Genomic DNA, 11,349 nt, shown 5'->3' on the forward strand with positions numbered 1-11,349 from the left:
AAAGTCATCGGTCCGCGAGAGACGGATCACCCCCAACGAATTCGAGGACACCAGATGAGCTACACGAAGCATTCCCCGCTGCGCAGAATCCTGCTCGCAGCCGCAGCCGCGACGCTGCTGAGCAGCCCGGTCGCCGCGCAGGAAGGCACGATCAAGATCGTCGTCGGTTATCCGGCCGGCGCGACGTCGGACGCGCTCGCACGCGTGGTCGGCGAGGCGATGGCGCAGCGGCTGAAGCAGACGGTGATCGTCGAGAACAAGTCCGGCGCCGGCGGGCGCATCGGCAACGAGGTCGTGAAGGCGGCAACGCCCGACGGCACGACGCTGCTGATGACGCCGGTCGCGACGATGTCGATCTTCCCGCACTCCTTCCCCGGCGAACTGCGCTACGACCCGTTCACGGATTTCGTGCCGGTCGCGCACCTGAGCAATTTCCAGCTCGGCCTTGGCGTCGCGACCAAGGTGCCGGCGAAAACCCTGGCCGAATATGTGGCCTGGGTGAAGGCCGATACAAACCAGAACGGTTTCTACGGATCTGCGGCGGCCGGCAGCCTGCCGCACTTCTTCGGCGTGATGTTTGCCAAATCGGCCGGACTGACGCTGACCCATGTGCCATATCGCGGCACCGCAGCGGCGATGCAGGCGATCGGTGGCGGCGAGATCGCGGCCTTGTCGACCGTTGCGGCCGACCTGCAGTCGCTGGTGCAGGCCGACCGCGCCCGCCTGCTTGCGGTGGCCGGCGAAAAGCGCAGCCCGGCCTTTCCGAATGTGCCGACCTTCCGGGAGTTGGGCTACGACCTTGTCGCCAACCCTTGGTATGCGCTGTTTGCACCGGCCGGCACGCCGCCGGCAACCGTGCAGCGGCTCGCCAAGGCGGCGATCGACTCGATCAACGATCCGGCGGTCCAGCAGCGCCTGTCCGAGATGGGCCTGGAGCCGACCGGCCTCGGCCCGGACAAGCTCGCCGCGATCATGAAGGCCGACTACGAACGCTGGGGGCCGGTGATCAAGGCATCGGGGTTCAAGCCGGGGAAGTGAGCGGCGCGGTGAGCGGGATTGTGCGGGCCCGGCTGGTCAGCCGCGGCTCGCGAAAATCAGCGCGACGATCAGCGCACACATCGTCGCATTGCTCAGATTGACGAGCACGGCACGGCCGAGGCGCCGGCCGCCCTGCTCATAAAGCCACGCGGCCATCGTCAGGTTGCTGCCGAGCCAGGTGATCCAGGTCAATACCGAGTGCTGGCTCGAGTCACCACTGGCATGGATGACCCAGATCGTCGGCAGATAGGCGAGGATCCGCGCCGAGCTGAAAAACGTGAAGCTCCACGTCAGCACGGTGAGATAACAAACCCCGCGCGCTGATCGCGTCGAGGTGCCGGATTGCGCGGTCGATTCATCGATCGGCGCGACGTCTGCACCAGCCGAAACGAAACCGGCCGCACGGCGCGGCCGCCCACGCCTTCCGGGGCGCTGGCGCCCGCGGCGTGACGCCTGATCGACCGAGCACGCGGGCATCTGCGATCGCCCCACCGACTTGTTGACCCAACGCCGCGGATCAGCCCGAGCGGCTGCAGCGGCAGCCGCCGCGAGCGCTGCAATGCGCCGAACCGGCGGATGTCGATGCAATTGTCTTCATGAACCACCTGACGCGAGAGCCATGCTGCAGCGATGATTCGTCGCCATTCGCCAGCCTGCATCATCCGAATGGATGATGGCTGGCGCCTCGGGGGCGGACCGGCTTGCGGTCTGCACCTGAGCGCAACGACTCACATCAGCAGCGCCTTCACCAGGTCGAGCTGACGATCGGGCTTGCCCTGGTCGAGGTTCAGGCTCGCCTCGACGCGGTTCAGGTGCGCAACCATCTCGGCGACCGCCGCATCGGCATTGCCGCTGCGGCAGACATCGAGAAAGCGCGCATGTTCGTCGGACGAGCAATGCGGGTCGTTGTGGCTCTGGTACAGCATCGCGATCAGCGAGCTGCGCGCGACCAGTTCGGTGACCAGTTCGGTCAGCACCGTGTGGCCGCTCGCCTCGGCGAGCGCGACGTGGAAGTCGCCAAGCAGTTTTTCTCGCACGACGCCGGCGGCCGGTGCCTTCAGCGTCGAGCGCTCGACCTTCACATGCTGGTCGAGGCGGTCGTAGTCGCCGGCAGACGCATTCGCGACGACCAGCCGCACGACCTCGCTCTCGATCAGCCGGCGCACCGAAAAGACTTCCCTCGCTTCCTGCACGCTCGGCTGGCTGACGAAGCTGCCCTTGTCCGGGACGGTCTGCACCAGCTTGTCCTTCGCGAGCGTCAGCAGCGCGGCGCGGATCTTGGTGCGGCTGACCGCATAGACACGGCCGAGCGCCTCCTCGCGCAGCCAGGTGCCGGGCGGGAGGCGCTTCTCGACGATTGCGGTGGCGATGTCCTGCGCGATCGTCTCGACGCTGGCGCCCTTCTCGGCCGCGCCATCGGCCGCCTCAGCGGCCTCTGGCGACGGGTTCGGATTCACGGTGGTTCGGGCGCTGCGTGGCATCCACCGATTCTAGGGACGGGCGACCCGCGTCATTCCGGCCGGTTCGGCCGCGGCAGCACTCTCCTGCCCGTCGAGAAAGCGGCGTGCCGGCGCCCAGTGTTTCATCAGCCAGTAGTAGGTGAGGCCGGCCGGCAGCAGGCTGGCATACCAGCTGATCGACGAGAAACTCAGCGCAACTGCCGCACCGACGACGACTGCGGCGAAACCGGCCCAGTTGACGCCGCGGAAGGCGCCGTTCGGGTCGTAGTACTGCGCGATGTTCAGCTCGCGGCGGCGCAGCAGGTAGTAGTCGACGACCAGCACCGCGAAGATCGGACCGAGGAAGGCCGAGTAGGTCTGCACGAACATCTGCAGGCCGGCGGCCGATTCATCCTTCACCAGCACCCACGGGAAGGTTGCGAAGGCGAGCAGGCCGACCAGCACCGCGCTTTTCTTGAACGACAGCTTGAACAGGTCCATCAGCACATAGGCCGGCGGAACGACGTTGTTCAGCACATTGGTCGTGACCTGTGCGAAGGCGATGAACAGCAGCGTCGTCACCAGCAGCGGGGTGTTGTCGACCGCGCTCGAGAACACCTTGATCGGGTCGGCGGTGCCGGTCGCGCCGGAGACCATCAGGCCGATCAGCCCCATGAACAGCGTCGCCGGCAGGATGCTCATCGAATAGATCGTCGTCAGCACGCCGGGCTTGACGTCCTTGTGCAGCTCGCGCGAATAGTCGCTGACGTTCAGCATCATCGTGCTGTAGATGCCGAGGAACAGCATTGTCGCACCCCAGAACGGCATGCCCCAGGTGCCTTCGATCGACGTGATGTTGGCATCGATCTCGCCGCCGAACTTCGTGATCACGGCGTAGAACATGTAGCCGAGCGCGCCGATGATGAAGACGCTGCCGACGTTTTCAAGCCACTTGATGCCCTTGAAGCCGTAGACCGACAACGCGATCTGCAGCAGCTGGAAGATCACGAACCAGGCGACCAGGTTGTCCCAGCCGAGCAGCGCTGCCGAGACCGCATTCAGCGCGCCGGCGCCGATCCAGCTCTGGAAGCCGTACCAGACGACCGCCGGCACCGCGCGCACCAGCCCCGGCAGCCGGGTGCCGGCAAAACCGAAGGCACCGCGCGCCTGGACCATGAACGGGATGCCATATTTGTGGCCGGCGGCGCCGTTGATCGCGAGTGCGACGCCGATCACGAAGCAGCCGATCGCAATCGCCACCACCGCCTGCAGCATGTTGAGCTGGCCGACCAGGCTCGAGCCCATTGCAAAGGTGCCGATCGATACACAGCCGCCCAGCCAGGCGAGCAGGTAGGACCAGCGGTCCATGATCCGCGTCTGTTGCGGCGCCAGCGACTCGTCGCCGGCCCTCTTGTCTTGCGTGTCGTTGCTCATCGCAATGTCTCCTTGCATTGTGCGATTGAATGGATTCGGCGTCATGCGCCGAGATGGGCAAAGCGGCCGGTGAACGCCTTCGGCCGAGGGAAATCGAGGTCGCCGAATTTGCTCGTCGCAAGGCGCAGCGTCACCAGCGACTCGACCAGCTTGACCGCGGCGGTCACGCCTTCGACGACCGGCAGGCCAACCGCATCGCTGAGCGCATCGCTGAGGTCGGCCATGCCGCCGCAGCCGAGCACGATCGCGCCGATGCCGTCCTCGGCCTTGGCGCGCCGCGCCTCGTCGACGATGCGGTTGAACGCCGCATTCGGGTCGTGCTCGAGGTCGAGCACCGGAATCTCGGCCGCGCGGACCCGCCGGCAATGGCCGGCAAAACCGTAGGCCTGCAGCAGGTGTTCGGCGATGCCGATCGTGCGGCCGAGCGTCGTGACGACCGAGAACTTCGTTGCGACCAGCGTCGCGAGGTGGAAAGCCGCCTCGGCGATGCCGACGACCGGGGCGCGCGTCAGTTCGCGCGCGGCGAGCAGGCCGGGGTCGCCGAAGCAGGCGATCACATAGCCGTCGGCGCGCTCGCGTTCGCCGGCGCGCACTTCCTCGAGGACGCCGACCGCGGCAATCGCCTCGTCGAAGTGGCTCTCGATCGAGACCGGCCCGCTGTCGGGCTGGGTCGCGACGATGCGCGTACCGGGGCTCGCAACCCGCCGTGCGGCGACGGCGATCGTTTCGGTCATTGCGGCCGTTGTATTCGGATTGATCACGCGGATGTGCATTGCTGCTCCTGGCTGGACTCGTTTAACGTACCCTAAGTTTGTACACAATCTTCGAGTACGACAAGTGCCGACAACTGGAAAACAGTCGGTGTTTTCCCGCAGCGGCGGTCGTTTGACGGGTGACGCAGGCGCAAAAAAGCCGCCCGTGGGCGGCTGGGATCGACACCGAACCGGAATCAGCCGTTCGCCAGCCGGGCGGTCAGCGCATCACCGACGTCGTGCATGAAGGCGCGCACGCGGGCGGTCTGGCGCAGGTCGGGATGGGTCAGCATCCAGATCGGCGCGGCCAGTTCCGGAATCGGGTCGGAGACCGCGATCAGTCCCGGATGATTCGGCTCCATGAAGGTCGGCAGCACGCCGACACCGATGCCGGTGTGCAGCATCGCGGCGACTGCATTGAAGAGGTCGACGCGCAGCCGCACCTTCGCCTTCTCGATCTGCGTCTGCATCCAGCGGTCGTAGATGCGGCCCTGCTGGTCGTGCTCGAATGCGACCCACGGCGCGTCGCGGACCAGCTCGGCCAGCGGCGTCACCGACTGCGGCAAGGTCGTCGAGCCGCGGCACGCATAGACCCGGCATTGCGTCATCCCGAGATCGCGCCCGACCAGGTGTTCGGCGACCTGGCGCGACAGGCGCATCGCGACATCGGCCTCGCGCTGCGCGAGGGCCTGCCCCGGCACCTCGGCGCGGCGGCGCGACAGGTCGACGAGGAAGGCGTTTTCGACGACCTCGACCTCGATGCCCGGATAGGCGCTGGCAAAGGCGGCCAGCGGCTCCGGCAACAGGTGCTCCATCACGACAAAGGCCGTTGTCACCCGCAGCAGACCGGTCAGTTCGCGGTCGCGGCCAAGCACTTCGCGCTCGATCTCGTGGACGCGATCGGCCATGTGCCGGGCATGCGCCAGCACCGCCTCGCCGGCGTCGGTCGGCCGATAGCCTCCGCGCTTGCGTTCGAACAGCCGCGCGCCGAGCCGGCTTTCGAGGGCGTCGAGGCGGCGCAGAACCGTCGTGTGGTTGACGCCAAGCCCGCGCGCAGCACCGGCCAGCGAGCCGGCTTCGGCCACCGCGAGCGCGTGGCGCAGATCGCCCCAGTCGAGTTCATTCATTCAAGCGACTCTAGCCAGACTTTGCAAAAACGCAAACATGGACGGCAAAAAACTGCGTTGTGTGCGAAATAGAACGGTTGTAGAGTCAGGACATCGGTAAAAACCCTGATCGAAGGACTTGCAATGAACACCACGACAAACTCGAACCGCCCCTCCGGCACGTCCTCGTCGAACGCGCAATTGGCGAAACATGCCTCATTGATCGAACGCCTTGCCGCATGGGCCGACCGTCAGCCGCCGCGCCAGCACCCGGCAGGGCGCTGGATGAGCCTGCGACCGAGCGATGCCAACCGTTGAGCGCGTCTTGCCGGGTCAAGCCCACGTCGGGACCGGATGCCGGCGGCGCTCGCTCTTCGCGAAATTGCAGGTCAGGCCGGTCCAGGAATAGGCCTTGACGTCCTTGTTGACCCGGTCCGCGGCCGCGACCCCCTGAGCGGCCTGCTGGTTCTTCATTTGTGTCAGTTTCGTTTTCATCGGGGCGTCGAAATAGAGACTGGGCGCCCAGCCCGGATCGCTGTCGTCGGGATACATCGTCACCAGCTTCCAAGCGCTGTGCGTGTGCGAAGCAGACAGGTGCGTTCGGCGGAAGATCAGCTTCGCGGCCTTCTGCCAGACCGGCGTGATGCCGAAGAAGTCGCACATCGAATCCATCGTGATCTTCTTGTTCTTCTGCAGCGCCAGCACATGGAAACCCGGCAGGGCGGCCGAGTTGTTGCGGCACTGGTCCGGCAGGGTCTCGAGCCAGGTGCGCCCGCGCAGAAAGCCGTCGATGACGCCGACCACCAGTTCGCGGGTGTGATGGGGATGCGGCTTGTTGCTTGTTCGTGAAAAACCGATGCCGTACGGAGCTCCGGCTGCCAACGGTGGCACGACGACCACGATGCTCGTCATCGGCACGAGGATCTTCGTCGTCGTTGTCCTGAATTGCCACTGGCTTGCATAGAAAACGGGTGTGTTCATGCCGTTCGCAATCGCCTCGCCCTGACGCCGTGCAGTCTGTTGCGCTTCGGGCGTCGTGAAGCCGCCGGCGATCCGCCCTGCCCCTGTCCCGTAGTCGCCTTCTTCCGGCACAAAACAGCTTTCATCGAACAAATCGACGAGGCCGAGATCGCCGTCGGCGTCGGTTGTCATGACGCGGTTCCAGCGCCGAATCGTCGGATTGACACCGCGCGGATCAAAAGCCTGGTCGGGCGTGATGCCGGTGACGGCGCGGATCAGCTGGGCCTCCCATCCGGTCTGGTAACCGTGCCGGCCGTATCCGTGGCTGCCATCATGGGCAGTGACCTCGGCGAGCGCCTTCTGCTCGTGGTGGGTCAACCCGGCGCTTTTGTGCGCGAACAGATTGGCGACTGACACACCTCTGTCGCCCCAGTCCCGTGTTCGAACCTGAACCATTGTCGTGCTGTCTTCCGGCCGCAGCCATCGCTCGGTGGATCATCCGCCGGCCCGCTGCCCGCCACTGCGTTGCTCGACTGCCAACGGTTCGGCTTGTTGCCGCTTCATTTGACGCCCCATCGACGCGTTGGTCAACCCGGCGGGCCTGGCGGGCTCAGCCCTCATTTCAAACCCCCAGCCGGACCGCGGCGGCGCCCAGGCCGAGCGCGCCGAGCAGCACCAGCAGGCGCCAGATCAGCCGGCGCAGCGCCGCATCGTCGAGGCGCGAATACCCGTGCTGGCCGATCCAGATGCCGGCCAGCGCAAACGGTGCGGCAACGATGATCAACTGCCAGCCGACTTCCGCGAGCAGACCCGAGCCACCGGCGAGCAGCAGCACATAGGTATTGGTCAGCAGGAAAAACGCGATGATCGTCGCCCGGCCGACCGCCGCCGCGGTGGTCGCGAAATAGAACACGATCGCCGGCGGCCCGCCGATGCCGGCGGCGCCATTCAGTACCCCTGACGCGGCGCCGACCAGCAAGGAGCCGAGCGCGCCCGGCGCGCTGCGCGGCGCAAGGCGCGCGGCGAGCCCGCTGAGCATGAACAGCGCGATGGCCAGCAGGCAGGCCGAGACGATCAGCCGCATCAGGTCGACATCGAGGCGCGCCAGCAGCCCCACACCGAGCGGCGTCGCCAGCACCGAACCGCCAACCACCCAGCGCAGCGAGCGCCAGTTGACATGGCGCCAGACGCTCGGCAACAGGTTCAGCGAGGTCACCAGTTCGAGCGCGAGGTAGGTCGGCACGACCTGCGCCGGCGGCAGCACCGTGCTCAGCGCCCCGACGCCGATCAGCGACGACCCGAAACCCGACAGCCCGCGCACGATGAATGCCGCCAGCGTGACGATGGCAATCATCAACAGGGTCGGGAAATCGAATCCGAACATCGAGCATCGTCGGGGGTGGCCGGATCATCATAGGTGGCCACCAGTGGTTGGCCGCGCTTGGCGCATGGGCCTGATCGGTCGCGAAAGATGCAGCGCATGAATCGGCGGTCTGCCACTGCGGCGCCGCTTCGCCATCGCCGCCTGGCCTGACTTATATTGCACCGCGGGGCATCAGCCGGTCGGCCGGCGTGGTGCGCAACATCGGGAGCGCAAGACGAGATGAACAGCCGTGACGACCCGACGGCGCGGGACCAGCACGATGTCTGCGGATGGTCCGGCTTCGGCGAGATGGGCGCGCGCATCGCCGGCCACGATTGGGCGGCGACGCCGCTCGGGCCGATCGCCAGCTGGTCGCAGCCGCTGCCGAGCCTGGTGTCGCTGATGTTGTCGGCCGCGCAGCCGATGTTCATGGCCTGGGGCAACGGTCTGACCTGGCTCTACAACGATGCCTTCATACCCGTGCTCGGCGTCAAGCACCCGGATGCCCTCGGTCGCCCGGCCAACGAGGTCTGGGCCGAGGCATGGCAGGACCTCGAGCCGCTGTTCGGTCAGGTGTTTGCCGGCACGCCGGTTCACATGGACGACATCTGTCTGCAACTCGACCGGCGTGGTCAGCTCGAAGAGGCGCATTTTTCGTTTTCATACACGCCGGCGCGCGATCTCGATGGCCGCGTCGCCGGCCTGTTCGGCGTCTGCAGCGAAACGACCGAGCAGGTGCAGGCGTCGCGGCTGGCACGCGAATCCGACATCCGGCTGCAGCTCGCCTTGTCGGCCGGCGGCGGGATCGGCACCTGGGACTGGGACATCGTCAACAACCGCGTCTATTCCGATGAACGCTTTGCGCGGCTGTACGGCGTCGATCCGGAACGGGCGCGCGCCGGTGCGCCGATCACCGAATTTTTTACCGCGATCCATCCCGACGACCTGGAGGGCGTCCAGCGCACGATCCGGCACAGCCTGGCCAGTGGCGAGCCATTCAGTGCCGAATACCGGCTTTGCCAGCCGGACGGCGGCGTTCGCTGGGTGCTGGCCCAAGGGCAATGCCTGTTCGGCAGCGACGGCAAGCCGCAGCGGTTTCCTGGCGTCTCGTTCGACATCAGCGCGCGCAAGGCCGCGGCGCAGAAACGCGAATCGCTGGCCGCATTGACGCACCTGGTTCGCACTTCCGACGATGCGGGCGAACTGGCCTATGCCGCTGCCCGCATGCTCGGCGAGATCTTGAATGCCAGCCGGGTCGGCTACGGCACGATCGACGCCGACCGCGACACCTTGCATGTCGATCGCGACTGGACCGCGCCGGGCGTCGACAGCCTTGCCGGCGTGACGCCGCTGCGCGAATACGGCTCGTTCATCGACAGCCTGAAGCGCGACGAATTCATCCACATACCCGATGTGCGCGAGGACCCGCGCACCGCTTCGGCGGCCGCTGCACTGGAAGCGCGTTTTGCCCGTGCCTTCATCAATGTGCCGGTGGTCGAGCATGGTCGGCTGGTGGCGGTGCTGTTCGTCAATTTTGCGCAGGTCAACCATGCCAGCGACGACGACCTCGCGCTGGTCCGCGAGGTCGCCGAACGCACCCGGATGGCCGTCGAGCGCGCGCGCACCAGCGCAGCGCTGCGCGACCGCGAGGCAAGGCTGCGCATGCTGATCGCCGATCTGGCGCGGCAGGTCGAGGAGAAAGCGGCCGACCGCGACCGCCTGTGGCGCAACTCGCAGGACCTGATCGTCGTCATCAGCCCGCAGGGCATCATCCAGGCCGCCAATCCGGCCTGGAAAACCATCCTCGGCTGGACGGAAGAAGAGGTCGTCGGGCGCAACCATCTGCACTTCAACCATCCTGACGACCGCCCCGGCAGCGAAGCCGCACTCGTGGTCTCGACGCACGAGCACCTGCCGGCATACGAATGCCGGATCCTGCACAAGGACGGCAGCTACCGCTGGATATCCTGGGTCGCGGCGTCCGAGGGCGGCCTTGTTTATGCCAGCGGCCGCCATGTCACCGAGGAACACGAGGCGCGCGAAGCGCTGGTTCGCGCCGAAGACGCGCTGCGCCAGTCGCAGAAGATGGAAGCCGTCGGCCAGTTGACCGGCGGCATCGCACACGATTTCAACAACCTGCTGGCGGCAATCAGCGGCAGTCTCGAGGTCGTCAGCCGCAGCCTCGCGCTCGGCCGCGGCGATCAGGTCGAGCGTTTCATGGGTACTGCCCAGGGTGCGGTCAAGCGGGCCGCGGCGCTGACCCATCGATTGCTGGCGTTTTCGCGCCGCCAGGCGCTCGATCCGCGGCTCACCGACACACAGCGGCTGATCGTCGAGATGCAGGCGCTGATCCGGCAGACGGTCGGCCCGTCGATCGAGGTCGAGGTGGTCGCCGAGGAAGGCGTCTGGCCGATCTTCGTCGATGCGAACCAGCTCGAGAATGCGCTGCTCAACCTGTGCATCAATGCGCGCGATGCGATGCCGGACGGTGGACGGCTGACGGTGGGCTGCGACAACCAGTGGCTCGATGAACGCACCGCGCAGGAGTTCGACATGCCGGCCGGGCCGTATGTCTGCCTGCGCGTATCCGACACCGGCACCGGCATGGACAGCGCCGCGATCGCCCGCGCCTTCGAGCCGTTTTATACGACCAAGCCGCTCGGCCAGGGCACCGGGCTCGGCTTGTCGATGACCTATGGCTTTGTCCGGCAGTCGGGCGGCAATGTGCGGATCGATTCGGCGCCCGGGCAGGGCACGACGGTCAGCATCCATCTGCCACGCCACGAACAGGAAAGCGGGCCCGACGACGACGCCGATACCCGGCTGCTCGACAAGCCGCGTGGCGCCGGTGAAGTCGTGCTGGTGATCGAGGATGAGCCGACGGTTCGGCTGCTGGTCGTCAATCTGCTGCAAGAAGCAGGCTACAGGGCATTGGAAGCGGCTGATGGCACAAGCGGCCTCGGTGCGCTGCGCGCGGCGGCGCCGATCGACCTGCTGGTCACCGACATCGGATTGCCGGGCATCAACGGGCGCCAGGTGGCCGAGGCTGCACGTGCGCTGCAGCCGGGCCTGAAGGTCTTGTTCATCACCGGATATGCCGAAAGCTCGGCAATCGGCAACGCGCCGCTGCCACGCGGCATGAGCCTGATGACCAAGCCGTTCACGATGGAGACGATGGCGCTGAAGATCCGCGCCATGCTCGACGGCTGAACGGCCGCGGCAGCCGCCGATCACCACACTAGGGATTGCGTTAACGA

Annotated in this window: 10 protein-coding genes; 3 read left to right on the forward strand and 7 right to left on the reverse strand. The window is 66.5% G+C overall.

What is annotated here, in order from left to right; all coding sequences use genetic code 11:
• Positions 1–54 precede the first annotated feature (54 nt).
• Positions 55–1,038, forward strand: coding sequence for a Bug family tripartite tricarboxylate transporter substrate binding protein (locus tag ACNH6H_RS09050; RefSeq protein ID WP_418317169.1), 984 nt, complete (start codon positions 55–57; stop codon positions 1,036–1,038).
• A gap of 36 nt (positions 1,039–1,074) precedes the next feature.
• Here ACNH6H_RS09050 and ACNH6H_RS09055 read toward each other — a convergent pair whose 3' ends face one another.
• From ACNH6H_RS09055 to ACNH6H_RS09075, 5 genes are all read right to left on the reverse strand, one after another.
• Positions 1,075–1,335, reverse strand: a complete 261-nt coding sequence (locus tag ACNH6H_RS09055) for a hypothetical protein (protein WP_418317170.1) — start codon at positions 1,333–1,335, stop codon at positions 1,075–1,077.
• 431 nt (positions 1,336–1,766) lie between these two features.
• Positions 1,767–2,519: a GntR family transcriptional regulator gene (locus ACNH6H_RS09060; RefSeq protein ID WP_418317171.1), complete on the reverse strand. Its 753-nt coding sequence runs from the start codon at positions 2,517–2,519 to the stop codon at positions 1,767–1,769.
• Positions 2,520–2,528: 9 nt separating this feature from the next.
• Complete coding sequence (locus tag ACNH6H_RS09065) at positions 2,529–3,911, reverse strand: NCS1 family transporter (protein ID WP_418317172.1); 1,383 nt, start codon at positions 3,909–3,911, stop codon at positions 2,529–2,531.
• 41 nt (positions 3,912–3,952) lie between these two features.
• Positions 3,953–4,684, reverse strand: coding sequence for an aspartate/glutamate racemase family protein (locus ACNH6H_RS09070; protein WP_418317173.1), 732 nt, complete (start codon positions 4,682–4,684; stop codon positions 3,953–3,955).
• Between the two features lie 176 nt (positions 4,685–4,860).
• The gene (locus tag ACNH6H_RS09075) at positions 4,861–5,790 is read right to left on the reverse strand and encodes a LysR family transcriptional regulator (protein WP_418317174.1); all 930 of its coding nucleotides are present in this window, start codon (positions 5,788–5,790) and stop codon (positions 4,861–4,863) included.
• Positions 5,791–5,913: 123 nt separating this feature from the next.
• On the opposite strand from ACNH6H_RS09075, the gene ACNH6H_RS09080 reads away from it, so the two are divergent.
• Positions 5,914–6,087 (forward strand): hypothetical protein, encoded by a 174-nt coding sequence (locus ACNH6H_RS09080; protein ID WP_418317175.1) that lies wholly within the window; start codon positions 5,914–5,916, stop codon positions 6,085–6,087.
• Between the two features lie 15 nt (positions 6,088–6,102).
• On the opposite strand, the gene ACNH6H_RS09085 is transcribed toward ACNH6H_RS09080, so the two are convergent.
• Positions 6,103–7,146: a hypothetical protein gene (locus tag ACNH6H_RS09085; protein WP_418317176.1), complete on the reverse strand. Its 1,044-nt coding sequence runs from the start codon at positions 7,144–7,146 to the stop codon at positions 6,103–6,105.
• A gap of 205 nt (positions 7,147–7,351) precedes the next feature.
• The gene (locus ACNH6H_RS09090; RefSeq protein ID WP_418317177.1) at positions 7,352–8,113 is read right to left on the reverse strand and encodes a sulfite exporter TauE/SafE family protein; all 762 of its coding nucleotides are present in this window, start codon (positions 8,111–8,113) and stop codon (positions 7,352–7,354) included.
• Between the two features lie 219 nt (positions 8,114–8,332).
• On the opposite strand from ACNH6H_RS09090, the gene ACNH6H_RS09095 reads away from it, so the two are divergent.
• Positions 8,333–11,302: a PAS domain-containing protein gene (locus tag ACNH6H_RS09095; RefSeq protein WP_418317178.1), complete on the forward strand. Its 2,970-nt coding sequence runs from the start codon at positions 8,333–8,335 to the stop codon at positions 11,300–11,302.
• Positions 11,303–11,349: the final 47 nt, after the last annotated feature.

Origin of the sequence: Pseudideonella sakaiensis (assembly GCF_048320135.1) — a bacterium.
Taxonomy (GTDB): Bacteria; Pseudomonadota; Gammaproteobacteria; order Burkholderiales; family Burkholderiaceae_C; genus Ideonella_A; species Ideonella_A sakaiensis_A.